Origin of the sequence: Streptomyces aidingensis (assembly GCF_900112355.1) — a bacterium.
Classification (GTDB): domain Bacteria; phylum Actinomycetota; class Actinomycetes; order Streptomycetales; family Streptomycetaceae; genus Streptomyces; species Streptomyces aidingensis.
In genome coordinates, this window is record NZ_FOLM01000010.1 from 134355 (window position 1) to 160148 (window position 25794).

A 25794-nucleotide genomic window follows, 5' to 3' on the forward strand; every position below is an offset into this window, starting at 1 on the left:
TTTCACCGAAAACCGGCCCGGGATCCGCACGTTCGGGGGTATGAAGAGGGTCGGCAAGTGAGGAGATACTGGTGAGTCAGCCGGAGAAGCAGCCCGAAGACGGCCTCGAACCGCTCGCCGGGCGGCGCCGCGGCGCCAGGGCCGGGGGCGGCACATCCGGCGAGGTCCGCCGCCTGGGCCGCGGCGGGCGCGGCGGGGGCGTCTTCGGCCGTCCGTTCCCGCTCGGCGACTGGGCCGAGCCCGCGGAGCGGCTGGAGCAGCTCTACCAGTGGGTCGAGCAGGAGGCCATGCGGGCCGCCGACTGGTATCTGCACGACCGGGTATGGAAGCGGCGCGGCGCGCGGCTGCTGCGCTTCGGCGCCGCGCTGGGCGTGGCGGCGGGTGCCGCCCTGCCGATGCTGGAACTGGCCGGAACGGTGGGGGGCGAGGGCCTCGCCGTCTGGGGCTACCTGGCCCTGCTGGGCGCGGCGCTGTGCGTGGGCTGCGACCGCTACTTCGGGCTGACCTCCGGCTGGATGCGGGATGTCGCCACCGCGCAGGCGGTGCAGCGGCGGCTGGAGGCGCTGCGCTACGACTGGGCGGCGGAGAGCGTGCGGGAGGTGCTCGGCCCGGCCGAGGGGACGGCGAGCGAGGCCGCCGAGCGCTGCCTGGGCGTGCTGCGCCGGTTCTCGGAGGATGTGACCGACCTGGTCCGCGCCGAGACGGTGGACTGGATGCTGGAGTCGCGGGCGGGCGGCGCGCCGGCGCTGATGCAGACCGCGCCGCTGCCGGTGGTCGGCGGCGGCCTGGGGGCGGTGGCGCGGGCCGAGGGCGGCCAGGTGGTGCGCGGCGGGCGGTTTCCGCTCCAGTCGACCCGGGCCGCCATGCCGCGCCAGCGTCCGCCGGAGGGCCCGCGCGGCTGACGCGGTGTCACCGGCCCGCCCGGTGGTGGCTAACTGAAGACGATCATCGAGCCCTGGGCGAGGCTGCGGGTGGCGGCGGCATGCAGGCCGAGCCAGACGTGCCGTTCCCGGGCGTAGGGGCCGCCCTCGCCCTCGCCGGGCATGGCCGCGGGCTCGTCCAGCCTGGTGGGGCGGGCCGGGGCGGGCGGTGGCGGCGGCGGGTTGTGCGGGTCGATGCCCAGCGCCGGTGCCACGAGCTGGAGTTCGCGCAGCAGCCCGTGGCTGGAGCCCAGCGGGCCGCCGCCGGCCAGCAGCTTGTCGGTGGACAGCGGCTGCGGGAAGTCGACCGGCACATAGGCGCCCGCGTGGTCGTAGTGCCACACCAGATGCAGCCGCTGCGCGGTGGACTCGAACATCTCCAGCAACTGCTGGTAGTCGCCGTCGAGTTGCTCGGCGGGCGTCACCGGCAGGCCGCTGACCTGGAGCAGCAGCACCCGTCGCAGCAGATGCAGGGCCACATAGTCGAAGCCCGCCACCGGGGCGACCTGGCCGGACATCCCGGGCATGTAGCCGAGCACGGGCACCGGCGGCAGGCCGGCGCCGGTCAGCGCCTCGTCGTACTCGGCGAGTTCCTCGGCGAACGGATTGTCGGGGTTGTGGCACAGCACATCGACGAGGGGCACCAGCCACAGGTCACAGGCCACGTAACGGCTCTCTCTCACGCGGGGATCCGGGCTGCCAAGCGTAGAGCGTGCCGCCGGCCCCGCCGCGGTGCGGGGTACCGGTACCGCGGGCCGCGCCGCGCCCGGCCGCGCCGGACCGGGCCGGACCGCGCCGGACCGGGCGGGTCAGGCGCCGGCGGCTCCGGTGTCCGGCCGGCCGGCCGCCTCCGCCGCCTCGCGGTCGATCTCGGCGGCCAGGGTGAGCGCGTGGTCCCGGAAGTCCCGCAGCAGCGCCGCGGCGGCGCCCGCGTCGCGCTCCCCGAGCGCCTCGGCCAGCTCCGGATGGCGGGCCCAGAGCAGCCTGGGCAGGTCCGGGCGGCCCCGCAGCCGGGGCACGGCATAGGCCCAGCACTGGATGCGCAGCCGGTCCAGAAACTCACCGATGTAGGGGTTGCCGATCAGCGCCGTGACCTCCCGCCAGAAGCGCAGGTCGTAGCCGATCAGCACATCCAGGTCACCGGCCGCGGCGGCCTGGTGGGCGGCGGCGGCCCGGCGGCGGATGGAGGTGAAGGCGGCCGGATCGCCGCGCGGCAGCCGCAGCGCGGGGTTGTAGAGCAGCACCCCCTCGTTGACCAGGCTGCGCGCCTGCACCATGTGGCGGAAGTCGGTCAGGGTGTACTCGCGGATGCGGAAGCCGCGGTGCTGTTCGGCGTGCAGCAGGCCCTGGGCGGCGAGATCCAGCAGCGCCTCACGCACGGGGGTGGCCGAAACTCCGTACTGCTCGGCTATCTGGCGGACGGTGAACTCACGTCCCGGGGCCAGCCGTCCGGCCAGGATCTCCTCGCGGAGCGCGTCGGCGAGCTGTTCCCGCAATGTGCTGCGTCGGATCACGCCAACCAACCTTACTCACAACGGTTTCATTGACAGTATCCTGTCATTGGGACAGGATACTGTCATATCCGGAGTCCAAGCCCTCGTCCGCCTCGCCGGAGGACCGCCATGACCACCACCGCGCAGGACGCCACCGGGGACGCGCGGCGGCAGGAGCTGTTCCGCGGTACCGTCCTGGCCGCCTCCAGGCTCGACGGGCAGCTCCTCGCCGCGGCCGGGGAGCTGGCCCGGCCGGCCGGACTGACCGCCGCCTGGTGGCAGGTGCTGGACGCGGTGCTGCCCGGTCCGCTGCCGGTGGCCGGAATCGCGCGGGCCATGGGCGTCAGCCGGCAGAGCGTGCAGCGCGTCGCCGATCTGCTGGTCTCGCACGGCTGGGCGGCCTACTGCACCAATCCCGCCCACCGGCGGGCCAAGCTGCTGGCGCCGACCGCCGAGGGCCGGGCCGCGGTGGCCCGGATCGGCCCGGGACAGGCCGCCTTCGCCGCCCGGCTGTCGGCGGCGATGGGCGGCGAGGCGGAACTGGCCGCGGCCCTCGGCGCACTGCGCCGGCTGTCCGCCGCCCTGGAAGCCGTGCATGCCGCGGACACCGGGAAGCCCCTGGAGCCCGGAGCGTAACGGCAGGCCCGCGGCGGCCCCGGAGACTCCCGCGGTCCCGGCGTTCGCACAGGCTCCCGGCGTCCCGGAGGGCGTCTCCCGTCCGGCGGAAGGCGGGCGCAGTGTCACGATTCGGCTTTTGTCCGGCCGCAGCCGGGAAACATCGCCTCCAGCCGGTGAACCGTCCCTAGGCTCCTAGGAGTGCATCAACCAGCGGCGGTCGCACGGAAGATGCCGCAGGAGACAGCCGCAGGAGACAAGGGGGCGAGCCGATCATGAAGGCACTCAGGCCGGAGGATCCCGCACGGGTGGGCCGGTACGAGCTGCTGGGCCGGCTGGGCGAGGGCGGCATGGGCAAGGTGTATCTGGCCCGTTCGCCCGAAGGCCGGCCGGCCGCGGTGAAGCTGGTGCAGCCGGAGCTGGCCGAGGAACCGCAGTTCCGCCGCCGCTTCCGGCGCGAGGTCGAGGCCGCGCAGCGGGTGGGCGGTCGCTGGACGGCACGGGTGCTGGACGGCGACACCGACGCCGAAACCCCCTGGGTGGCCACCGAATACGTGGCCGGCCCGTCCCTGCAGGAACTCGTCACCGGCGAGGGCGGCGGCCCGCTGCCGGAGCGCAGCGTGCTGGCCCTGGCCAACGCACTGAGCCGGGCGCTGGCCGACATCCACGCCGCCGGGCTGATCCACCGCGATCTCAAGCCGTCGAACATCCTGGTCACCCAGGACGGGCCGCGAGTGATCGACTTCGGCATCGCGCGGGCGGTGGAGGCCGTCACGGTCACGCTGACCAGCACCGGCGCGGTGATCGGCTCGCCCGGCTTCATGTCGCCCGAGCAGTGCCGCGGCGAGACGCTGACCCCGGCCAGCGACATCTTCGCACTCGGCTCGGTGCTGGCCTTCGCCGTCACCGGCCGCAACCCCTTCGGCAGCCCGGGCACGGGCGTGCACACGCTGATGCTGCGCATCGTGCAGGGCGAGAAGGACCTGAGCGAGGTGCCGGAGCCGGTCCGGCGGGTCATCGAGGCATGCCTCGCCCCGGAACCGGGCGGCCGGCCGGCGCCCGCCGCGCTGCGGCAGATGACCGCGGCGGGCGACCTGTGGGGGGACGACGCCCGGCCCGCCGTCCGGCACGACTGGCTCCCGGGCGCCCTGGCCGCCCTGCTCGCCGAGCGGAGCGGCGCCGGGCTGCCCGGCGGCGCCGACGGCGGCACCGGCCCGCGCACCGCGCACCCGGCCACCGGCAGCGGCACCGGAACGGCAGCGGGGACAGGGACAGGGACGGCAGCGGGGACGGGAACGGGGACAGGGACGGGAACGGGGACGGCTGCCACGCCCGTGCCGGACGCCGCCGCTCCGACCGCCTCGGCGTCGCCGTACGCCCCGGGCGCCTTCGGCGCCGTGGTACCGCCGGTGACGGGCCATCACACCACCCCGGTGCCGCATCTCTCCGGGACGCACACCCCCGTGTCGCCGACCGCCACCGCGGCGGCCTTCGGCGCCCAGCCGCCCGGCGGCGGCGACCACGCCCGGCGGCAGCGCCGGGGGCCCCGGCTGTGGCTGCTGGCAGGGGCCTCGGCGGCGGTGCTCGCCCTGTCCGTGACGGTCTCCTACGCCCAGATCGCGGATGACCGGGGCAAGCAGCAGGAGGAGGACCAGGGCACCGCCGGCACCGGGACGGAGACCACCGAGCGGGACACCGGGAACTCCGAGGACTCCGGAGAGGGAACCACAGTCGGCGAGTCCCCGATGGAGGACACCACCGAGGACACCGCGGGCGGCGAGACGGCGGCCCCGGAGGAGACCGGCCAGGACGGCCACGCCGAGCAGGACGGCCACGCCGAGCAGGACGGCCAGGACGGCCAGGACGGCCACGCCCAGGAGACCGGGGACCCCCACGACGGGACGGAAACCGGCGGCTGGACCACCGGCGGCACCACCCACGGAACAACGGACGGGCACACCGAGGGCACGACGGACGGCACTGCGGACGGGACGACGGAGAGCACCACCGAAGGCTGGACCACGGAGGGAACCGCCGAGGGAACCACGGACGGCACCACCACCGAGGGCACGACGGACGGCACTGCCGAGGGCACCACCACCGAAGGCACCACCACCGAGGGGGCAACCGGCGGGTCCACGGAAAGCACCACGGAAGGCTGGACCACCGACGGAACCACCGGAGGCGACGGAACCGAGACCGGAGGGCTCACCACCGACAGCACCGAGAGCACCGGCACCGCCGACAGCGCCGAAACTGCCGGCTGAACAACCGGCGGGAGTCCGCACCCGGTTCCGCCCGGGACCGGACGCCGACCGCTCCGACCTGCCGGGAACAACCGTCCCGGGGACGTCACGGTTCTGCTTCTGTCCTCGTCAGAGTGCCCGATGAACGCTGAAGCACTCTAATCTCTGATCGGCCGCACGTGCGTTCCACCCACGCTGCGGCGACGGGCGGAATGAGGGGGATCATGAAAGCGCTTGGAGCTGACGACCCGCAATCGGCGGGTCCCTACCGGCTGCTCGCCAGACTCGGTGCGGGCGGCATGGGCCAGGTCTACCTGGCCCGCTCCGACCGCGGACGCACCGTCGCGGTCAAGCTGGTGCAGCCCGAGCTGGCCCGCCAGCCCGAGTTCCGGCAGCGCTTCCGCCACGAGGTGGACGCCGCCCGCCGGGTCGGCGGCCAGTGGACCGCGCCCGTGCTGGACGCCGACCCCGACGCCACCGTGCCCTGGGTGGCCACCGGTTACGTCGCCGGGCCCTCCCTGCACGAGGTGGTCACCGGGCCCACCGGTCCGCTTCCGGAGCGCTCCCTGCTGGCCCTGGCCAACGGTCTGACCAGGGCGCTGGGCGACATCCACACCGCCGGACTGGTCCACCGCGACCTCAAGCCGTCCAATGTGCTCATCACCATCGACGGCCCCCGGGTGATCGACTTCGGCATCGCCCGGGTGCTGGAGACCGCGCCCGGCGCCGGACTCACCCGCACCGGCGCCACCGTCGGCTCGCCCGGCTTCATGTCCCCCGAGCAGTGCCGCGGCGAGACCCTCACCCCCGCCTCGGACATCTTCTGCATGGGCTCGGTGCTGGTCTTCGCGGCCACCGGCCGCACCCCCTTCGGCCGTACCGACAGCCAGATGCACGCGCTGATGCTCCGCATCGTGCAGAACGAGAAGGACCTCAGCGGCATTCCGGAGCGCATCAGCGGCATCATCGAGGACTGTCTGGCGCCCGACCCCGCCGACCGGCCCACCCTGGACGAACTGCTGGACCGTACCTCGGCCGGCGATCTGTGGGAGCCGGAGCCCGGGGACGACCCCTGGCTGCCCGGCGCGCTGGTGGCCCGGCTCGGCCGGCACGCCGTCGAACTCCTCGACTCCGAGGACCCCCTGCGCGAGGGCGGCGCACCCGTGCCGCCGGCCATGCCCACCACCCCGCCGCCCGGTCCCGCGCCCACCGCCCCGGCGCATGGCGCGGGCATGGCCGGAATGCACACCATGCCCGCGGGCATGCACCAGCAGACCCCGCCGCCCCCGCACACCCCGCATCCGGCGATGGGCGGCCAGTTCTGGGCGGCCCAGCCGGGGCAGCAGGGGCCGCCGGTCACCCCGATGCCGGGGCAGTTCGGCCAGGTGGTGCCGGTCGCCCAGGGACGGTCCAAGCGGCTCGGGATCATCCTGGCCGCCTGCGGCGCGGTGTTCGCGGTGCTGGTGGCCGGCGGCGTGGTGTACGCGATGAACCAGGACGACAACGGCGGCGGCAGCACCGCCGGCGGAAACAACGGCGGCTCGGACAACGGAGGCTCGGACACCGGCGGCACCGACAACGGCGGCACCGACACCGGCGGCACCGACAACGGAGGCACCGACACCGGCGGCTCGGACGCCGGAGGCTCCGACACCGGCGGCACCGGTCTGACCTCCGAGGACATCGCGGGCTACTGGGAAGGCGAGGTCCTGGTCAACGGCGCCTCCCAGGACCTCACCTACCGCTTCGAGATCTTCGGGGGCGAGGAGGGCGAGGACGTCGGCTACCTCTACGGCATCTCGCCGGACTCGCTGTGCGCCGGCTATGTCAATGTCTCCTCCCAGGGAGAGGGCGAGGAGGTGACCATCACCACCTCGGAGCTCTACGACGTCCCGGACGGCGCCTGCACCTACGACGGCGAGTCCGGCCTCTCCCTGGACGGCGACGGCAACCTGTACTGGAACCACCCGGACACCGGCATCACCGGCACCTTCTACCCGGCGGTGGACGCCGGCGCCGAGTCGGCCGTTCCGGAGCCGTACCTGGGCACGTGGGGTCTGGACGTCACGGACCAGGACGGCAGCTACCACACCATCACCGTCGACCAGGGCTTCGTCACCGAATCCCTGCTCACCTGGGTCCGCGACGGCGAGGGCGAGGAGTACTGCGACTGGCGGCACACCCTGATGGCGGTCGGCCCGGACGAGGAATGGCTGCTCTTCGGCCCCAGCGAGTCGACCAGCTCCGAGCCGAGCGGCCTCTGCCTGGACGGCGGCATGCACTCCTTCTACCTCTACCCGCCGGACAGCGACGGCGACGTCCAGGTCGTCGCCATTCCCACCGACTTCGGAAACTGGTACTTCTCGCCGGAATGAACCCGTGCGGGTAACGCCCGTATCCTCGTGGGATCCCGGCGGTGCCGCCGCCGCGGCAACGGCGTCGGCGGCCCGCCACACTGACAGCGCATCAGCATCGACACACTCACATCGGCATCGGTCGGGCGCCGGACGCGCCGCGCAGGGCAGTTGAAGGGGAGAGCAACATGAAGCCGCTCGGTCCGACGGACCCGCAGCGTGTGGGGCAGTACCGGCTGCTGGGCAAACTCGGCGCGGGCGGCATGGGCCAGGTCTATCTGGCCCGCTCCGACCGCGGACGCACGGTCGCGGTCAAGCTGGTGCAGCCCGAGCTGGCCCGCCAGCCCGAGTTCCGCGAGCGCTTCCAGCGCGAGGTGGACGCGGCCCGGGCCATCGGCGGCCAGTGGACCGCTCCGGTGCTCGGCTGCGACACCAGCGCCGAGACCCCCTGGGTGGCCACCGGTTACATCGCCGGGCCCTCGCTCCACGAGGTGGTGGCCGGCTCGAACGGCCCGCTGCCCGAGCGCTCGATCCTGGCGCTGGCCAACGGCCTGACGCACGCGCTGCGCGACATCCACGGCGCCGGGCTGATTCACCGCGACCTCAAGCCGTCCAATGTGCTCGTCACCATCGACGGGCCCCGGGTGATCGACTTCGGCATCGCCCGGGCGCTGGACACCGCGGCGGGCGGCGGGCTGACCCGGACCGGTGCCTCGGTCGGCTCACCGGGCTTCATGTCGCCCGAGCAGTGCCGCGGCGAGACGGTCACCACGGCCTCGGACGTGTTCTGTCTCGGCTCGGTGCTGGCCTTCGCCGCCACCGGCCGCAGCCCGTTCGGCGATCCGCACAGCGCCATGCATGTGCTGATGCTGCGCATCATCCAGGACGACAAGGACCTGGACGGCGTGCCGGAGGCCATCCGCGGCCTGATCGAGGACTGCCTGGCCCCGGACCCGGCCGACCGGCCCGGTATCGAAACGCTGCTGGAGCGCACCGCCGACGGCGATCTGTGGGGCGACGACGCGGAAGCCGACGAGCCATGGCTGCCGGGCACCCTGGTGGCCAAGCTGGGGCGGCGGGCGGTGGACCTGCTGGACTCGGAAGACCCCCTGGTGGCCCCGCCCAAGCCGGGCACCGCGCCGCCCCCGGCCATGCCGACCGTTCCGCCGCCGGTGACCCCGCCGCCGCCCTCCGGGCCGCCGTCCGGGCCGGTGACGCCGCCCCCGCCCGCGCATGCCCCGACCCAGGTCGGTGCCGCAGCCGCCGGCCTGGCCGGAGCCGCCGGAGCAGCCGGAGCAGCCGCGTCGCAGCAGCACACCCCGGCGCCGACACCGGCGGCGACACCGGCACCGGCCACGCCGCCGCCCCCCGTCACCCCGCCGCCGTCGATGCCCCCGGCGGCCGGGCCCGCGGGCCCCACGCCGCCGCCGCCCGCCGCGACGCCCGCGGCACCGGCGGAGGGCAATCCGTACGCCCGGCCGGCGGGCACCGGAGCGGCCGACGCCGCCGCGCAGACCGTCGCCGCCGGCACCCCGCCGCCGATGGGCGCCTTCGGCGCGCCGGCTCCCGCGCCGGCGTCCGGCGGCGGCTACGGCGCCTTCGGCGCGCCCGGCACCCCGCATCCGCACCCGGCGACGACCGGCGGCCTGCCCGCCGTCGGCAGCACACCACCGCCGGGCGGCAAGCCGCCGCGCCGCAGGCTGCCGCTGATCCTGGCCGCCGCGGGCACCGCCCTGGTGCTGCTGGCCGGTGGCGCCACCGCGCTGGTGCTGGCCAACCGGGACGACGGCTCCAGCACCTCGTCGGACGCCCCGGCGGACCAGGCCGGGGATGCCGTCGAGACCGATCCCCCGTCCGAAGACGGCACCGGAGGAACCGAAGGCACCGATGACGACGCCGACGCTCCGGCCGAGGACCCGGCCGAGGACGGCGACGGCGACGACACCACGGGCACGGACGGCGACGGCGGCGGCTGGGAGGCGCCCGACAGCGAGGGAGTCATCGACGAGGCGTATCTGGGCGCCTGGGAAGGCGAGCTGTACGACGAATACGGCGAGCAGCTGGGCATCTTCCGCCGCATGGAGGTCGTCCAGGGCCGGGAGGGCGAGGTGGTCGCCTACACCTGGAATCTGCACGATGATCTGCTGTGCGTGGGCGAGTCCCGCCTGGTCTCCTACGGCACCCTGCTGGTCGTCGACAGCGAGATGACCGACTCCATCCCCGAGAACGCGTGCAGCGCCTACGACGAGCAGACCCTGAAGGCCCAGCCGGACGGCACCCTCGCCTGGACCAACCCGAGCTGGGGCTACGAGGCGACGCTCCGGCCCGCCGGTGACGCCCTGGCGGAAGAGGCGGTGCCCGAGGACTTCCTCGGCTCCTGGTCCTACACCGACGAGGACGGCGGCACCCACGCCGTGGAGATCGGCCAGGGCCGGGTGGGCGACATGGTGCTGGTCTGGACCGCCGACAGCAATTCCATGCACTGCGTCATGGAACACGCGCTGGTCGCGGTGGACTCCGACGCGGCAGGGCTGCTGATCTCGCCCAACCGGGTCACCGAGGCGCAGCCGGAGTCGGCCTGCTCCTCCGGCGACATCCCGTCCTTCGCGCTCCAGCTCGACTCCTCGGACAGCGACCGGATGGTCATGACGCCGCGGGTGGAGAGCGACTACGACGAGGCCGAACCCGCCGAGTTCCAGCGCGTGGGCTGACCGGCCCGCGCACCCGCCCGCGCGGTGGCCGGACCGGGCGATGCCGCCCGGTCCGGCCGCCGCACGCCGTCCGGTCCGGTCCGGTTCAGAGGAAAGAGCGGACCTCGATGGTCTGGTCCCGCCCCGGGCCGACCCCGATCGCCGAGATCGGCGCCCCGGACATCTCCTCCAGGGCCCGCACATAGCGCTGCGCGTTGCCCGGCAGATCGGCCAGGCTCTTGGCGCCGCTGATGTCCTCCTGCCAGCCGGGCAGGAACTCGTAGACCGGCTTGGCGTGGTGGAAGTCGGTCTGGCTGTAGGGCATCTCGTCCACCCGGCGGCCGTCGATCTCGTATGCCACGCACACCGGGATGCGCTCCCAGCCGCTGAGCACGTCCAGCTTGGTCAGGAAGAAGTCGGTCAGGCCGTTGACCCGGGCGGCATAGCGGGCGATGACCGCGTCGAACCAGCCGCAGCGGCGGTCCCGCCCGGTCGTCACGCCGTACTCGTGGCCGATCCGGCGCAGCGCCTCGCCGTCCTCGTCGTGCAGCTCGGTGGGGAACGGCCCGGCGCCCACCCGTGTGGTGTACGCCTTGAGGATGCCGATCACCCGGCTGATCTTGGTCGGCCCGACCCCCGAGCCGGTGCAGGCGCCGCCCGCGGTGGGGTTGGAGGAGGTCACGAACGGATAGGTGCCGTGGTCCACGTCCAGCAGGGTGCCCTGGCCGCCCTCGAAGAGGACCACCTTGCCCTCGTCGATGGCGCGGTTCAGCACCAGCGCGGTGTCCGCCACATAGCCACGGAGCCGGTCCGCGTAGCCGAGCAGTTCCTCCAGCACCTGCCCGGCCGCGATGGCCCGCCGGTTGTAGAGCTTGACCAGGACCTGGTTCTTGTTGTCGAGCGCGGACTCCACCTTCTGCCGCAGGATCGACTCATCGAAGAGGTCCTGGACCCGGATGCCCACCCGGTTGATCTTGTCGGCGTAGGCCGGGCCGATGCCGCGGCCGGTGGTGCCGATCCGGCGCTTGCCCAGGAAGCGTTCGGAGACCTTGTCGATCACCGTGTGGTAGGGGGTGATCAGATGGGCGTTGCCGCTGAGCAGCAGCCGGGAGGTGTCGATGCCGCGCTCGTCCAGGCCGCGCAGCTCGTCCAGCAGCACGCTGGGGTCGACCACCACACCGCCGCCGATCACCGGCGTGCAGGTGGGCGAGAGGATTCCGGAGGGGAGCAGGTGCAGGGCGTATTTCTGGTCGCCGACGACCACGGTGTGGCCGGCGTTGTTGCCGCCCTGGTAGCGGACGACGTAGTCGACGGAGCCGCCGAGGAGGTCGGTGGCCTTCCCCTTTCCTTCGTCACCCCACTGAGCACCCAGCAGCACGAGCGCGGGCACAGGCGTACACCCCTTCCGGGCGGGGCATCCCATTAAGCAGGCTGCCCCCATCGACGAAGCCCCTGGCGCAATCGCGGCAGGGGCTCTTGCACCGAGAGTTTACGCAACCGGGCAGCCGGAGGCGAACGTGCCCGCGGCAGGTACCCGGGCGGTTCCGGGCCGGTCTGGTGCCGCGCCGCCCCCGGGCCGCGGGCGGCCTCGCTTGCGTCGGCGGCAGGAGGCGGCCAGAGTGCTCATCGTCATCGATCCGATTGCCCGGCGTACGGACGGTGAGTCGGTGCGGATCGCGCGCGACGTGCTGTGTGCGGGTTCCCCGGACGCCCGGCTGTGCCTGCTGGAACAGCCGCGTGAGCAGGAACTGGCCCGGGTGCTGGCGCACCGGGCCGGCTCCGGGCGTCCGGTGGTGGTGGTCGGGGACGACCGGGCGCTGGCCCGGGCGGTGCGGGTGCTGCACCGCCGCGGCGAGCTGGCCGGACGGCCGCTGGGGGTGGTGCCGGTGGGGCCGCCGCGCAGTGTGCTGGTGGCCCGGGGCCTCGGGGTGCCGTGCGATGCGGTGCGTGCCTCCCGGACGGTGCTGCACGGCACCGCCCGCACCCTGGATCTGCTGGAGGACGACTCCGGCGGGGTGGTGCTGGACTCGCTGGGGATACCGTCCGGTCCGCCGTCCCGGCACGCGGCCGGGCCGGGTTCCGGGCCGGGTTCCGGGTCCGGTGCACCGCGGACGCCCTGGTGGCGGCGGGGCGAACGGGCGGCTGCGGCGCGCGGGGCGCTCCATCCGCTGCTGCGGGTGGAGGCGGACGGCGCGGTGCTGGCCGACGGGGTGCGGCCGGTGGCCCGGGTCTCGGTCTCGGCCGATGCCGGCCTGGCCCGGGTGGAGGTGCGGCACCAGGACGCGGAGACGGCGGTGACCGCACAGGCCAAGGAGGTGCGGGTGTCCGGGCCGGAGCCCGGCCCCGGGTTCTGCTACCGGGCGGACGCGGTGGAGTGCGGACCGGCCCGCTCCCGCGTCTGGCGGGTCCGCCCGGACGCGCTGCGGCTCACCCTGCCGGTGCTGCCGCCGAGCAGTCCGATTCCGCCGCCGCGCCGGGCCACGCCGTGAGGCGGGGGGTGCGGCCGGGCCGGGGCGTTCGGCTCAGCCGTCCGGCCGGGTCTCCTCCGGCCCGTCCGCGCCGGCCGTCTCCCCCGCTTCTCCCGCTTCCCCCGCTTCGCCCGTCTCCCCCGTCTCGCCCGTCTCCTCGGGCAGCGGGCGGCCCCGGGCGCGCTGGAGCTCCCGCCAGCGCTCCCGCATGGCGCCCAGCTCGGCCATCATGAACTCGAAGAACTCGATGGTCTCGCCGAGCCGCTGCCCGGCCCGGCTGTCCGGACCGAGAACATCGATGCCGGTGCGCAGGGTCAGGATCCAGCGGTGCGCCAGCGCGTCCCGGTTGGACATCGCCTCGTACCAGGCGTTGTGGTAGACGCGGTAGAGCTCGCGCCGGGTGCCGGGCCTGCGCTCCCGGGCCACCATGTGCACCTGGCTGAGATAGCGGACGGCCCCGGAGATGGCGGCCGGGCTGATCCGCAGCCGCGCGACCAGTTCCTTGGAGGTCAGCGCCCCGCTGTCCTCGGCGAGCAGGCAGGCGAAGACCCGGGCGGCGGTCGGCTGCACCCCGGCGTCGATCAGCTCCGCCGCAAAGCGTTCGACGAACTCGGCCACTTCCGGGGTCCAGCCGCTCCCGGCCGCCGCCGCCTGTGCCGTCTCCGGTCTCTTCGCCGCCGGTTCCTCGGGCATCCCGTCCGCCTCCCGCATGGCCCCCTCAAGATCCTCGCGCAGTTGATCGATCACCGGGCCATTCTCCTTTGCATCGGATCTTCGTAATGACCGCGACCCGCCTTCCTTATCTTCACAAGTTTCTGAAGTAACTGTATCTTCAGAACCATGAATGAGGCAGCCCCCGCCATCTCCGTGTCCGGTCTGGTCAAAACCTTCGGCCGGACACGCGCCCTGGACGGCCTGGACCTTCAGGTCCGGCCCGGTGAGGTGCACGGCTTCCTCGGGCCCAACGGCGCCGGGAAGTCCACCACCATCCGCATCCTGCTCGGCCTGCTGCGGGCCGACTCCGGCGAGGCCCGCCTGCTGGGCGGTGATCCCTGGCACGACGCCGTCGCCCTCCACCGACGCCTGGCCTATGTGCCCGGCGACGTCGAGCTGTGGCCCACGCTGACCGGCGGCGAGGCCATCGACCTGCTGGCACGGCTGCGCGGCGGTCTGGACAAGCGGCTGCGCGCCGAGCTCATCGAGCGGTTCGACCTCGACCCCACCAAGAAGGGCCGCTCCTACTCCAAGGGCAACCGGCAGAAGGTGGCCCTGATCGCGGCGCTCGCCTCCCGCGCCGAGCTGCTGCTGCTGGACGAGCCCACGGCCGGGCTGGACCCGCTGATGGAGGTCGTCTTCCAGGACGTGATCAACGAGGCCCGCCGGGCCGGCACCACCGTGCTGCTCTCCAGCCACATCCTGGCCCAGGTGGAGAAGCTGTGCGACCGGGTGAGCATCATCCGGCTGGGCAGGATCGTGCAGTCCGGCACGCTCCAGGAGATGCGCCATCTCACCCGGACCACCATCGAGGCGGACACCGTCGAGCCGTCCGCCGGACTGGAGTCGCTGGCCGGGGTGCACGATGTGCGCGAGGAGGACGGCCGGGTGCGCTTCGCCGTGGACGGCCGGCACCTGGACGGGGCGGTCAAGTACCTCTCCGGACTCGGCATCCGCAGCCTGACCAGCCACCCGCCGACCCTGGAGGAGCTGATGCTGCGGCACTACGGCGACGAGGTCGCCGAGATCGAGGGAGAGTCGGCCCGCGCCCGCGCCGCGGACGGCACCGCCCCGGCCGCGGCCCCGGCTTCCGGCACCGGCCCGGTCTCCGGCACCGGCTCCGGCTCCGGCTCCGAGAGCGACGGAGACCCCCGATGAGCACCGCCACCGCCGTCCGCCCGGACCAGCCCTCCGCCCCCGGCCGCGCCCCGCGCAACGGCGGCGCGCTGGCCGGTACCGGCACCCTGATCCGCTTCAACCTGCGCCGGGACCGCATCCGCCTCCCGGTGTGGGTGTTCGTCCTGCTGCTGATCACCCTGAGCACCGCCTCCAGCCTGGAGGCCGCCTATCCGGACGCCGCCGACCGGGCCAGGGCCGCCGAGACCATGAACAGCCCGCAGGGGCTCGCCATGAGCGGCCCGGCGCACTACCTCACCGACTACCACTACGGCTCCATGCTGGCCCACCAGACGATCAGCTTCGCCTCGGTGCTGGTGGGCATCATGAGCGTGCTGATCATCACCCGGCACACCCGCACCGAGGAGGAGACCGGGCGCGCCGAACTGGTGCGGGCCGGCGTCGTCGGCAGGCACGCCCATCTCACCGCGGCGCTGTCGGTCGCGGTGATCGCCAACGCCGTCCTGGGCCTGCTGCACACCGCCGCGCTGTCCGGCTACTCGGCCGCCGGATTCACCGCGGAGGGCGCGCTGCTCTACGGGGCGCAGACCGCGCTCATCGGCATCGTCTTCGCCGCCGTGGCGGCGGTGACCGTGCAGATCACCCCGCACTCGCGGGGCGCCTCCGGCTGGGCCATGGCGGTGATCGGCGCCTCCTACGCGATCCGCGCGGCCGGTGACGCGGCCGGGGCGGACGGCTCCGCCTCCTGGCTGTCCTGGCTCTCCCCGATCGGCTGGGTGCTGTACACCTACCCCTATGTGGACAACCGCTGGTGGCCGCTGCTGATCTGCCTGGCCGCGATCGCGGCGCTGGTCTGGCTGGCCTTCCGGTTCTCGGTCCTGCGCGACCTGGGCGCGGGCCTGCGCGCCGCCAGGCCGGGCCGGCCCGTCGGCAGCGACGCCCTGGCCACGCCGCTCGGCTTCGCGCTGCGGCTGCACCGCGGCCTGCTGATCGGCTTCGCGGTCGGGCTGGCGCTGCTGGGCCTGATGTACGGCTCGATCCTCGGCGACGCCGAGGAGATGATGGAGGGCATCGACGCCCTGGAGGAGGCCGTGGCCGAGCTGGGCGGCTCCGTGATCGAGGCGTTCGCCACCATGATCATGATCCCGCTGGCGGTGGTGGCGGCCATCTACGCGGTGATGGCCCCGCTGCGGGCCCGCTCCGAGGAGACCTCGGGGCGCGCCGAGCCGCTGCTGGCCACCGGTCTGTCCCGCACCCGGTGGCTGGCCGGCCATCTGGTGGTGGGGCTGGCCGGGTCCACACTGATCATGGCGCTGGGCGGCTTCTTCTTCGGCCTGGCCGGTGCCGCCTCCTCGGACCAGGACGGGCTGACCATGGAGCTGACCGGCGCCGCGCTGGCCTATGCGCCCGCCTTCTGGGTGACGGTGGGGGTGGCGGCGGCCCTGATCGGCTGGCTGCCGCGGGCGGCGCCCGCGGCCTGGGCGGTCCCGGCCGGGGTGTTCCTGATCGGCTACCTGGGAGTGCTGTTCGACTTCCCGCAGTGGGTGATGAACCTGGACCCCTTCGGCCATGTGCCGGACCTGCCGTCCGCCGAGATGAACTGGACGCCGCTGGCGATCCTGACCGCGGTGGCGGTACTGCTGCTGGCCGCCGGTCTGGCCGGCATCCGCCGCCGCGACCTCGAACTCAAGTAGCCACCGGGCGAGTTGCTCCCGCCCCGCCTCCGCCGCCGGCCACCCGCGCAGGGCCGGGCTCCCGCCTCCCCGGAAGCCCGGCCCTGCCGCCCCGTGCCCCCCGCGCTGCCCTTCGCTGCCCCCTTTCGGGCTACCGGACCACCCGTCGGGACGCCCTCCGGGTGCGGATACGGTCACGCGCTGTTCGCATGGCACTGACATCCCGTCACGCCGTCCGCCCGTGCGAGCGGCCCATCCACCCCGGAGGTCACCGTCCCATGCGTGCTACCGAACGACTCCGCTCCCGCCCCGGCCGGCTGGCGCTGGGCGCGGCTGCGGTCCTGCTGTCCCTGGGTCTGTCCGGCCCGGCCGCCGCCGCCACGCCCGCCGCCCAGGACGACGGCAAGGTGCCCAGCGACGGCACCACCGTTACGCCCAGCCCGCAGTCCCTCACCGTGACGCCCGGTGTGGGCGGCGCGGGCGGCCAGGTCACCGTCAAGGCCACCTGCCAGCCCGCCAGCCAGGCCATCTCCGACGCGTTCCAGTCGCCCATCACCCTGACCAAGACCAACGGTGTGTGGGCCGGCACCGGCTTCATCCGCACCAGCGGCCTGGTCCCGGGCCGGACCTACGACGTCCGGGTGTTCTGCGCCAACGGCACCACCCAGGTCGGTCACTTCACCTTCTCCCGCACCCCGATCGGCGGGGCGGCGGCCGGCTTCGGCGGCTCGCAGCAGAGCAGCGACTATCTGACCCCGCTGGCCATCGGCGGCGGCATCGCCGCGGCCGGTGCGCTGGGCTACGTCCTCGCCGCCCGCCGCCGCTCGGTGGGCAACCACTACTACTGATCGCGGCGGCGGCCGACCACCTCGGCACCGCGCACCGCACCGCACCACACCGCCCGGCCGGTCCGGGCGGGGGCGGGCGCACCCCCGCACCGGCGCCCCTCCCGCCCGCCTTCCCCCTCTCCTCTCCTCTCTCCTCTCTCCTTCCTCCTCCCCTCCCCGCCCCTCCCGTCCCGCCCGGCACATCAGCAGCAAGGAGCAGCAGGGTGACCCAGGTCCCGGAGACGCCCAAGGCCCCCGTACCGCCCGAGCCGCCGGAACCGGCCCGCCGGCCGGCCACCCGTCCGTCGCGCGCCGCCCGGCTGCGTGACCGGCTCGGTCTCCGGCGCCCGCGCCGCCGTCCGGGCCCCGGGTCGCCCTCCGCGCCGCCACCGGCACCGGCCGGAGCGACCGCCGCCTCGGGACGGCGCCGCCGCCCACGCCCCCTGCACCTGTTCCGCTTCCTCCGCTTCGTCCGCTTCGTCCGGATCTTCCGGATCTTCCGCTTTCTTCGCTTCCTCCGGATCTTCCGGCCCGCCCGGCTTTTCCGCCTCTTCCGGCGCATCCGCCAAAGACTCGTCCACAGCCTGTGGACCGTGCCGCGCTCCGCCGTCGCCCGCTGGGCGGCGGCTGCCGTGCGTCCGGTGCGCTCCGGCTACCGGGCCGCCGACCGCGGCGTCCGCGCCCTGCCCTGGCACCGCCTGGTCCGGCTCTGCCGCGGCACCGCCGCGCTGACCCGGACCGCCCTGCTGCGTACCGGACTGCTGCGCCCGGACCCGGACGGGGACACCGCCCGCACCCGGCAGGATCGGCTGGCGCCGCGCAGCCGCCGCATGGAGGTGGCCGCCGTGGCCTCCGCCGTGCTGGTCACCGTGCTGACCGCCGCCATTCTCCCGGCGGAGGACTCCGTCCCGGCCACCGCAGCACCCGGCGCCGGCCTCCCGGAACGGCCCGGCACCGGCACCGGCGCGGGTGCGGGCGCGGGCGGCCTCGCCCCCATGCCCCGCTCCGCGCCCACCCAGGTCCGGATCCCGGAGCTGGGCATCGCCGTCGAGGCCTTCGGCGCCGATCTGGCCCCGGACGGCGGCCCGCCCACCCCGGCGGAGGAGGACGCCATGCGCGCCGCCTGGTACGCGGGCGGCGTCGCCCCGGGCGAGGCGGGCGCGGCCCTGCTGGTCGGCCATCTGGACACCGCCACCGGCCCGGCCGCCTTCGCCGGCCTCGGCTCCCTTGAGCCCGGCGGCGTGATCGAGGTGGACCGCGCGGACGGCACCACCGCCGTCTTCGTCGCCGACGCCGTCGAGCAGTACCTGAAGTCGCAGTTCCCCGACGACAAGGTGTACGGCTCGGTCGACACCCCCGAACTCCGCCTGATCACCTGCGGCGGCACCTGGTCCCCGGACGGCGGCTACAACGCCAACATCGTCGTCTACGCCCACCTCACCGCCACCCACCCCACCGCCTCCGGCTGAACGCACAGACGGCAGAACCGGCTCGGGCGGCGAGCCCGGCGGCACACCACCGCACCCCCGCCTGATCGCGCGCCTTCACCACCACCCGCCACGGTTCACCCCGATGCGCCTGCCGCCGGCCCGGTGCAGCGCGCCTCCGCGACCGTGGCCCGGAGGGCTTTCCCGCACCCGAGTACGAGACGCCGGATACCGGCCTCTATCTCCTGGACGAAGATCGCGTCCTGCCTGTGCGGCATGGGGGCCTGAGTCCGGCGCTCGCGGACCGCGCTCTGCGCACGGCACACCAGCCCGATGAGGCCGGTGTCCCCAGACTCCGGGGCCGCGCTTTCCCGAAGGCCGAACCGCGCCTGCCGGTGCGGTCAATCTCTCCTTGACTCAGATATGGCAGCCAGGTACAGCACGTCATAGGCTGTTCTAGGCGGATTACCCGCAGAGATCAGCCCGGGGCAAGGACAGGACCCTCGCCTCACAGGAGGTCGGCGTGCTGCTCAGCTTCCGCGTGGCCAATCACCGGTCCATCCGCGACGAGCAGGAGCTCTCGCTGGTCGCGACCGAGCACAACGAGCACACCGCCCGGGACACCGGCGTCCGGATCGAGGGGCGGTCCGTCTCGGTACTCCCGTCCGTCGGTATCTTCGGCGCCAACGCGTCCGGCAAGTCGAACATGCTCGACGCCCTCCGCTTCATGCGCAGAGCGGTCCTGAACTCCTTCGCCGACTGGGGGAAGGAGCAGGAGGGCAGAGTGCCACGCCATCCCTTCGCCCTGGCGCCGGAGGCCCGCGAGGACACCAGCCTCTTCGAGGTGGAACTGCTGCTCGGCAAGAGACCCGTCCGGTACACCTACGGCTTCGAACTCTCCGACGAGCGGGTGGAGGCCGAGTGGCTGCACGCCTACCCGGCCGGGCGCCGCCAGGAGTGGTTCGACCGCGACGCCCGCCGCCCCGACGAGGGGGCCGAGGAGTTCCGCTTCCGGGGCACCGGGCTGCGCGGGCGCAAGGAGGAGTTCGTCGCCTTCACCCGTCCCAACGCCCTGTTCCTCACCGTCGCCGCCACCATGAACCACCCGCAGCTCGCGGCGGTGCACCGCTGGTTCAGAGACAACCTGTGGCTGGTCACCTCCCAGCACGACGTGCGGGCCCGGACCGGCTGGACCAGGGACAGAATCGCCTCCGACGCGGCCTTCCGGGACCGGCTGACCGCCCTGCTGGTCCAGGCCGACCTGGGTATCACCGGTGTACGGACCAATCCGGACACCGGAGAGGTGCACCTGCTGCACAGAGCCGGGGACGGCGCCACTGTGCCGCTGGACTTCTGGCAGCAGGAATCCCTCGGCACCCACGCATGGTTCGCCTTCCTCGGCCCGCTGCTGCACGTGCTGGACCACGGCGGCACGCTGCTCGCCGACGAACTCGACTCCAGCCTGCACCCGCTGCTGGCAGCCGAGGTCATCCGCCTCTTCCAGGACCGGGAAGCAAATCCGCGCACCGCCCAGCTCATCTTCACCACCCACGACGCGACGCTGCTCGGGCCGTCCGTGGCGGAGCGGCCACTCGACCGCGACCAGGTGTGGGTGAGCGCGAAGAACGCCGTCGGCGAGACCGAGCTGTATCCGCTCACCGCCGCCCGGCGCGCCGTCCGGAAGGACGACAATCTCGAACGCCGCTATCTGCACGGGCACTACGGCGGCATCCCGCGCATCGGCCCCGGTGATCTCGCCCGAGAGGTGGCGCTGCTGGAAGAGAAGCTGAGGCGGAGCGCGTGAGCCCATCGCAGAAGCGCAGCCAGCAGCGTCGGGGCGGACGCCGTCGCGACCCGGACGCCGCCACCCCGCGTGGTGTCCGCCGGTCGCCCGGCTCGTACCCCGACAAGTCGGTCCGGGTGATCTATGTCGCCGCCGAGGGCGGCCGGACGGAGCGGGACTACCTCCGGCAGGTCGAGAAGAGCTACGGCAGGGGAGACGACGAGCAAGGGGTGCGGCCCTTTCGTTTCCACTACTGCGACCCCGGTCATGTCAACGGCTTGCGGCCCGAGGAGGCCGTCCTGCAGGTGGTGGCCGGGGCGAGCTCACCGGACGACGAGAAATGGGCGCTCTTCGACCGCGACAGCCTGGACAACCGTGACGCGGAGATCCCGGCCGCCATGCGCCTGGCCGCCAGGAAGGGCGTCCAGGTGGCGCTGTCCCATCCGTCCTTCGAGCTGTGGCTGCTCCTGCACTTCCAGCACTTCACCAGTCAGGAGGACGGGCGCGACGACAAGGTGAAAGAGCGGCTGCGCGGCCACAAGGACGCGCAGGCGTTCCGCGAGTACGACACCGGCTCCGGCAAACGCGGCAAGGGCCTCGACGACGAGCACGGCGCGGCCCTGCACGGCCGGGAGCACACCGCCGTACGCAACGCCCGCAAACTGGTGGACGCCTGCCCGCACGGCGGCTGCGCCGCCCGGACGGCCGCCACCGAGCCGATCGGCGACGCCGCCCCCGAGCCCTACGGGGAATGGACCGCCCGCACCGGCCACGCCCCGGACTGCGACCCCCTGCGACGTGACCCGTCCACCGACCTCTGGCGCCTGCTGGTCAGCCTGGGCATCGGCACGGAGGGCAGCAACAGCAAGGGGAGCACGAACCGGCGGAGCGCCCGGGACGCGAAGAAGGTGCCCCATCAGGGCGGTTTCGCTCAGCGGCAGAAGGCCGACTAGGCTTCCGGGGCCGTCCCCTCCCGGGAAGCCGGCTCCCGGATCAACGAATGAGCGAAGGATCGGTGCGTGGCCAGGATCACCCTGCCCCAGCTCGAACGGCACCTGTTTTCCGCTGCGGACATCCTGCGCGGCCGGATGGATGCCTCGGAATACCGGGACTACATCTTCGGAATGCTGTTCCTCAAGCGCACCTCCGACGAATTCCAGCCCGCGTGGGAGAAGGTCCGGAGCGACGCTCTGGAGCGCTACGGGGACGAGGAGGCGGCCCTGGCCCGGGCCGACGACCCGGACTCCTATTCCCGCCTGTTCTACGTCCCACCCCGCGCCCGCTGGTGGCCGGGTCCGCACCGCGACCCGGAGGCGGCCGGCGGCACGGTGCCCGGCATCTGCAAGGTCACGGAGCGGGCGGGCGAGCGTCTGGACCAGGCGCTGGAAGCCCTCCAGGACAGCAACAAGGCCCTGGCCGGGGTCGCCACACATATCAGGTTCAACGACACGGTCGGTAACAAGCCCCGCTTCAGCGACACCGAACTGCGTTCACTGATCAGGCATTTCGAGCTGTACCGGCTCCGCAACGAGGACTTCGAGTTCCCCGACATGCTGGGCGCGGCCTACGAGTATCTGATCGGCCGCTTCGCCGACTCGGCCGGCCAGCGCGGCGGCGAGTTCTACACACCACGCTCGGTGGTCCGGATGATGGTCCGGCTGGTCGACCCGAAGCCGCGCGAGACCGTCTACGACCCGTGCATGGGGTCGGGCGGCATGCTGATCGCGGCCCATGAACATGTGGAGGACAACGGCGGGGACGTCGGGGATCTGCTGGCCGCAGGGCAGGACATGAACCCCGCCACCTGGTCCATGGCCACCATGAACATGCTGCTGCACGGCATCCGGGAGTACGACCTGCGGCACGGCGACACCCTCACCGAGCCCGGGCACCTGACCGACGCCGGACGGCTGCGGACCTTCAACAAGGTGCTGTCCAACCCGCCGTTCTCGCAAAACTACGACTGGGCCGGGGTGGCGCTGGCCGACCAGAAGCACGGCCGCCGCATGTGGTGGGGGTCCACCCCGGAGACGGGGAAGAAGGCCGACCTGATGTTCGTCCAGCACATGATCTCGGTGCTGGAGGAGGACGGGATGGCCGCCACCGTCATGCCCCACGGTGTGCTCTTCCGGGGCGGCAAAGAACGCGAGATCCGCGAGAACCTGCTGCGGGACGACTGCATCGAGGCCGTCATCGGCCTCGGGCCCAATCTCTTCTACGGCACGGCGCTGCCCGCCTGCGTGCTGGTACTGCGCCGCCCCCACCGCAAGCAGGGTCCCCGGCGCGATCACGTGCTGTTCATCAACGCGGACCGCGACTTCACACCGGGACGGAACCAGAACGAGCTGCGGCCGGAGCACGCGGAGAAGATCGTCAGCGTCTTCCGGTCGTGGAAGGCCGTGGACCGCTACTCACGGATCGTCCACCGGGACGAACTTCTCACCGCCGAGACCAACCTCAACATCCGGCGCTGGGTGGACAACTCGCCCCCGGCCGAGCCGCAGGACGTACGCGCCCACCTCTACGGCGGCGTACCGAAGTCCGAGGTCGCCGCACATCAGCCCCTCTTCAATGCTTTCAACGTCGATCCCTCCGACCTGTTCGCGGAGCGGCCCGGGGACGACGCCTACTACGACTTCCTCCCGGAAGGCCCCGAGGCGACCGCCGCACGCATTCCCGAGCTCACCGCGGCGCGCGAGGCGAAGATGACCAGCGCCTACGCGACCTGGTGGGCCGAGCACTCCCCGCTCTTCGCGGACCTCGCCACTCACCGCAAGCTGCGGTTCCTCCGCCGGAAGCTCCTGCACAGCTTCACCGAGGCCCTGCGCGGCCCGGGCATCCTGGACGACTACCAGACGGCGGGCATCATCGCCGACTGGTGGACGGCCCGCCGCTACGACCTCAAGGCCCTCGCCGCCGGCGGCTTCGGCCGGGTGCTGGAAGGGTGGGTCGATTCGGTCGAATCCATCGTCCAGCCCATCGCCCCCGGCAGCGGCAACAGCCGCAGGCCAACGGTCACGGCTGCGGACTGGCGCCGCGCCATGGACGAACCCGTGGTCCGCGAGCTGATCCCCGGCTTCCTGGAAGAAGTCGCCGAGGCCGACAAGGTCCTGGCCGAGGCCGAGACGGCATACCAGCAGGCCCAGGAAGCCCTGGACGAAGCCCTGGATACCCCCGACGAGGCGGAAGAAGCTCCCGAAACGGAACTCGAACCCGCCTCCGCCGAAGAACTCTCCAAACTGCACGCGGCCGTCACCCGCACCAAGAAGGCCCGCACCGCAGCCGCCAAGAAGCGCAGAGACCTCAACTCCCGCTTCCTCACCGAACTGCGCACCGCCACCAACCGCGCCCTCGCCGAAGGCAACGCACAGCAGCACGTCCTCGCGATCCTGGACCGCGACATCCGCACCCGCCTCGAAGCAGCAACCGCCACCCACCGACGCGACCTGATCACCCTCTTCCGCCTCTGGGCAGAAAAATACGCCGCTTCCCTCGTCGACATAGAGAAAGGAGCCGAGGAGGCAGCGGCCGACCTCACTGAGTGGTTGAGGAACACGGCTATGCACACTGAGTCTCGAATTCGCCAGGTGCCCTTGGGTGAGCTACTTACCAAGGACCCAAAGAACGGCTACTCGCCTGTTGAATCACCCTCATGGCAGGGCATGCTCGCCTTGGGGCTGGGATGCTTGACACCCCATGGGTTCGTTCCTCGGCAGCTCAAGAACGTCCCCGACAGCCCGACGGCGCGGCGCTTCCTCTTGTCAGATGGAGATCTGCTGCTCAGCCGCGCGAACACGAGGGAACTGGTCGGGCTTGCCGGTATCTACCGGGATGTGGGCAGCCCATGCATCTACCCCGATCTCATGATGCGCTTGAGCCCGGACACCAGACGCTGCCTCCCCGAATTCCTGGAGCTTGTTCTTCGCTCCCCTTCAGTGCGCATGGCCATCCAGCAGAGTGCTCGGGGGACGAATGAGAGTATGGTCAAGCTCAACGGGACAGACGTAAAGCGGGTCCTCGTCCCGCTGCCCGACATGCTTGCGCAGCGTCGCATCGTCGCCGCCCACACCGCCTTCGAACGCCGCATCGCAGCCTTGCAGAAGCAAGTTGAGAAGCTCAGGGAAACGGAGAGGGGAATCACGGAAGCGCTCCTCTCCGGAGTGGGTGCGGCTATCGTCACCGACCCGGCGGCAAGAGGCTTTTCTGTTTAGTGCGGGTGAGCAAGGCTTGAAGCCGGAGCCGATTTGCCACTATGAGACATTCGGGCGCACTGCTCTCCCGAACCGCAAGGTAATGGCCCGGGAGGCGGGCGATCTCTATGCAGTTGTTCCCGCCGTCTTCGGAGAACGAGGACTTCAGCCAGCCCAGCTCGGCCACTTGCCTCTCCTCTCACAATTCGCGTTCGATGCTCCGGATCAGGTCCTGGGAGTCCGGTACGTCCAACGCTACCTTTTCGATCTTGACCAGCCGACGCCGGAAGCTGACGAGTTGCGCCGGTGAGTCAACGAAGACGGCCCCTGTCGGTGAGTCCATGTGGACGGTGTCGAGCTGTGGCGTGGTGGCCTCGGCGTAGAGGACCGACTCCCCGATCATCGGGAAGCCACCCGCCGCGAACGGGATCACTCGAAGCGTGACGTTGTCCTGGTCGTTCGCTTCGAGAAGCCGAGCGAGCTGGGCCTTGGCCACCTTCCGGCCGCCCACCTGCATGCGCAGCGCCGCCTCGTGGATCACCCCCTCGTAGGGAGTGTCTGCGTCACCGTTGACGACCACCTGTCGGTCCATTCGGTGCGCGACCCGTAGTTCGATCTCAAGTCGCGCGAGCGGAGGAATGTTCAGCTCGAACAAGGCACGTGCGTGGTCCTCCGTCTGGAAGAGACCCGGCATGTGACACGTCTGGACGGTGCGCAGCCGGACGGCGTGGTGCTCCATCTCTGATACATCCAGGAAGCCTGGCGGAATCTTGCCTCGGTACTCCTCCCACCAGCCGCTCTTCCTACCGCCCGTCATCGCGACCAGTGCCTCAATCAACACCGGATCATCGCACTCGTAGATGCTGGCAAGCCGCCGGAGACGCTCCTCACTGATGCCGAACCGCCCGGCTTCGACGTTGGAGATCACGGTCCGATCCGTGTCGAGCAACGCAGCCACAGCAGCAGCCGTCATGCCGGCGGCTTCCCGAAGTCGCCGGAGTTCGGCGCCGAATCGCCGTTGCCGGAAGGTCGGAAGTTGCTTCGACTCCGTGTACTTGCCTCTCACCACGCGCACAGTGTGCCGGTTCCTCAAGCCTCGTTCCACCGAAGCCCGATCACGTAACTCGTTCGAGTTACTTCTACAGCACAGTTATGTGTTCTCCCCTAACCTGTGATGGCCGCCGCTCGTCCTGCCCAGTGGGAGGAAGCGCACCAACTCCGCCGCCCGCGCACCCGTCCGGGCCGGGGATGGCAATG

General features: G+C 72.6%; 19 protein-coding genes. 13 read left to right on the forward strand and 6 right to left on the reverse strand.

From position 1 onward, the window contains the following. The first annotated feature begins 71 nt into the window (after positions 1-71). Positions 72-902: an SLATT domain-containing protein gene (locus BM242_RS18695; RefSeq protein ID WP_425443882.1), complete on the forward strand. Its 831-nt coding sequence runs from the start codon at positions 72-74 to the stop codon at positions 900-902. 29 nt (positions 903-931) lie between these two features. Here BM242_RS18695 and BM242_RS18700 read toward each other — a convergent pair whose 3' ends face one another. Both BM242_RS18700 and BM242_RS18705 read right to left on the reverse strand, forming a co-directional pair. Next, on the reverse strand, positions 932-1585 hold the full coding sequence (locus BM242_RS18700) for a hypothetical protein (protein ID WP_093840015.1): 654 nt from the start codon (positions 1583-1585) through the stop codon (positions 932-934). Between the two features lie 144 nt (positions 1586-1729). Continuing rightward, positions 1730-2443 carry a GntR family transcriptional regulator gene (locus BM242_RS18705; RefSeq protein WP_093840016.1) on the reverse strand — a complete coding sequence of 238 codons (714 nt, stop codon included), beginning with the start codon at positions 2441-2443 and terminating at the stop codon, positions 1730-1732. A 99-nt stretch (positions 2444-2542) separates the two neighbouring features. Between BM242_RS18705 and BM242_RS18710 the strand changes: the two genes are divergently transcribed. From BM242_RS18710 to BM242_RS29895, 4 genes are all read left to right on the forward strand, one after another. Further along, the gene (locus BM242_RS18710) at positions 2543-3049 is read left to right on the forward strand and encodes a MarR family winged helix-turn-helix transcriptional regulator (protein ID WP_093840017.1); all 507 of its coding nucleotides are present in this window, start codon (positions 2543-2545) and stop codon (positions 3047-3049) included. A 254-nt stretch (positions 3050-3303) separates the two neighbouring features. Continuing rightward, positions 3304-5295 carry a serine/threonine-protein kinase gene (locus tag BM242_RS30390; protein ID WP_245834265.1) on the forward strand — a complete coding sequence of 664 codons (1992 nt, stop codon included), beginning with the start codon at positions 3304-3306 and terminating at the stop codon, positions 5293-5295. Positions 5296-5498: 203 nt separating this feature from the next. Further along, positions 5499-7649 carry a serine/threonine-protein kinase gene (locus tag BM242_RS18720; RefSeq protein ID WP_093840018.1) on the forward strand — a complete coding sequence of 717 codons (2151 nt, stop codon included), beginning with the start codon at positions 5499-5501 and terminating at the stop codon, positions 7647-7649. 167 nt (positions 7650-7816) lie between these two features. Further along, a complete protein-coding gene (locus BM242_RS29895) occupies positions 7817-10339 on the forward strand; it encodes a serine/threonine-protein kinase (protein ID WP_093840019.1) in 2523 nt (840 codons plus the stop codon). An 85-nt stretch (positions 10340-10424) separates the two neighbouring features. Here the strand turns inward: BM242_RS29895 and BM242_RS18730 are convergent, their stop codons facing one another. After that, on the reverse strand, positions 10425-11708 hold the full coding sequence (locus BM242_RS18730; protein WP_093840020.1) for an adenylosuccinate synthase: 1284 nt from the start codon (positions 11706-11708) through the stop codon (positions 10425-10427). A 229-nt stretch (positions 11709-11937) separates the two neighbouring features. On the opposite strand from BM242_RS18730, the gene BM242_RS18735 reads away from it, so the two are divergent. After that, on the forward strand, positions 11938-12807 hold the full coding sequence (locus BM242_RS18735) for a diacylglycerol kinase family protein (RefSeq protein WP_342746981.1): 870 nt from the start codon (positions 11938-11940) through the stop codon (positions 12805-12807). A gap of 33 nt (positions 12808-12840) precedes the next feature. On the opposite strand, the gene BM242_RS18740 is transcribed toward BM242_RS18735, so the two are convergent. Then, positions 12841-13533 (reverse strand): GbsR/MarR family transcriptional regulator, encoded by a 693-nt coding sequence (locus tag BM242_RS18740; RefSeq protein WP_342746982.1) that lies wholly within the window; start codon positions 13531-13533, stop codon positions 12841-12843. 93 nt (positions 13534-13626) lie between these two features. Between BM242_RS18740 and BM242_RS18745 the strand changes: the two genes are divergently transcribed. The 7 genes from BM242_RS18745 to BM242_RS18780 all read left to right on the forward strand — a co-directional run bounded on the left by BM242_RS18745 (position 13627) and on the right by BM242_RS18780 (position 24558). Beyond that, complete coding sequence (locus BM242_RS18745) at positions 13627-14658, forward strand: ABC transporter ATP-binding protein (RefSeq protein ID WP_093840021.1); 1032 nt, start codon at positions 13627-13629, stop codon at positions 14656-14658. Continuing rightward, the gene (locus BM242_RS18750; protein WP_107365147.1) at positions 14655-16331 is read left to right on the forward strand and encodes an ABC transporter permease; all 1677 of its coding nucleotides are present in this window, start codon (positions 14655-14657) and stop codon (positions 16329-16331) included. Before BM242_RS18745 ends, BM242_RS18750 begins: the two co-directional genes overlap by 4 nt. A 257-nt stretch (positions 16332-16588) precedes the next feature. Beyond that, positions 16589-17158 carry a hypothetical protein gene (locus tag BM242_RS18755; RefSeq protein WP_093840022.1) on the forward strand — a complete coding sequence of 190 codons (570 nt, stop codon included), beginning with the start codon at positions 16589-16591 and terminating at the stop codon, positions 17156-17158. Between the two features lie 203 nt (positions 17159-17361). Then, a complete protein-coding gene (locus BM242_RS18760) occupies positions 17362-18606 on the forward strand; it encodes a class F sortase (RefSeq protein WP_093840023.1) in 1245 nt (414 codons plus the stop codon). Between the two features lie 481 nt (positions 18607-19087). Further along, complete coding sequence (locus BM242_RS18770) at positions 19088-20368, forward strand: AAA family ATPase (RefSeq protein ID WP_093840025.1); 1281 nt, start codon at positions 19088-19090, stop codon at positions 20366-20368. Beyond that, positions 20365-21300 carry an RloB family protein gene (locus BM242_RS18775; RefSeq protein ID WP_093840026.1) on the forward strand — a complete coding sequence of 312 codons (936 nt, stop codon included), beginning with the start codon at positions 20365-20367 and terminating at the stop codon, positions 21298-21300. Before BM242_RS18770 ends, BM242_RS18775 begins: the two co-directional genes overlap by 4 nt. 66 nt (positions 21301-21366) lie before the next feature. After that, complete coding sequence (locus BM242_RS18780) at positions 21367-24558, forward strand: type I restriction-modification system subunit M (RefSeq protein WP_093840027.1); 3192 nt, start codon at positions 21367-21369, stop codon at positions 24556-24558. On the opposite strand, the gene BM242_RS31210 is transcribed toward BM242_RS18780, so the two are convergent. Further along, entirely contained in the window at positions 24524-24724 is a 201-nt protein-coding gene (locus BM242_RS31210) for a DUF397 domain-containing protein (protein ID WP_093840028.1), read from the reverse strand. The genes BM242_RS18780 and BM242_RS31210 overlap by 35 nt on opposite strands. 12 nt (positions 24725-24736) lie before the next feature. After that, positions 24737-25606: a helix-turn-helix domain-containing protein gene (locus BM242_RS18790; RefSeq protein ID WP_281254697.1), complete on the reverse strand. Its 870-nt coding sequence runs from the start codon at positions 25604-25606 to the stop codon at positions 24737-24739. Between the last annotated feature and the right edge of the window lie 188 nt (positions 25607-25794).

Excerpts from the sequence above, each read along its gene's own strand:
- BM242_RS18710 (WP_093840017.1), top strand. The coding sequence starts at position 2,543 with ATGACCACCACCGCGCAGGACGCCACCGGGGACGCGCGGCGGCAGGAG.
- BM242_RS30390 (WP_245834265.1), top strand. The coding sequence starts at position 3,304 with ATGAAGGCACTCAGGCCGGAGGATCCCGCACGGGTGGGCCGGTACGAG.
- BM242_RS18720 (WP_093840018.1), top strand. The coding sequence starts at position 5,499 with ATGAAAGCGCTTGGAGCTGACGACCCGCAATCGGCGGGTCCCTACCGG.
- BM242_RS29895 (WP_093840019.1), top strand. The coding sequence starts at position 7,817 with ATGAAGCCGCTCGGTCCGACGGACCCGCAGCGTGTGGGGCAGTACCGG.
- BM242_RS18745 (WP_093840021.1), top strand. The coding sequence starts at position 13,627 with ATGAATGAGGCAGCCCCCGCCATCTCCGTGTCCGGTCTGGTCAAAACC.
- BM242_RS18750 (WP_107365147.1), top strand. The coding sequence starts at position 14,655 with ATGAGCACCGCCACCGCCGTCCGCCCGGACCAGCCCTCCGCCCCCGGC.
- BM242_RS18755 (WP_093840022.1), top strand. The coding sequence starts at position 16,589 with ATGCGTGCTACCGAACGACTCCGCTCCCGCCCCGGCCGGCTGGCGCTG.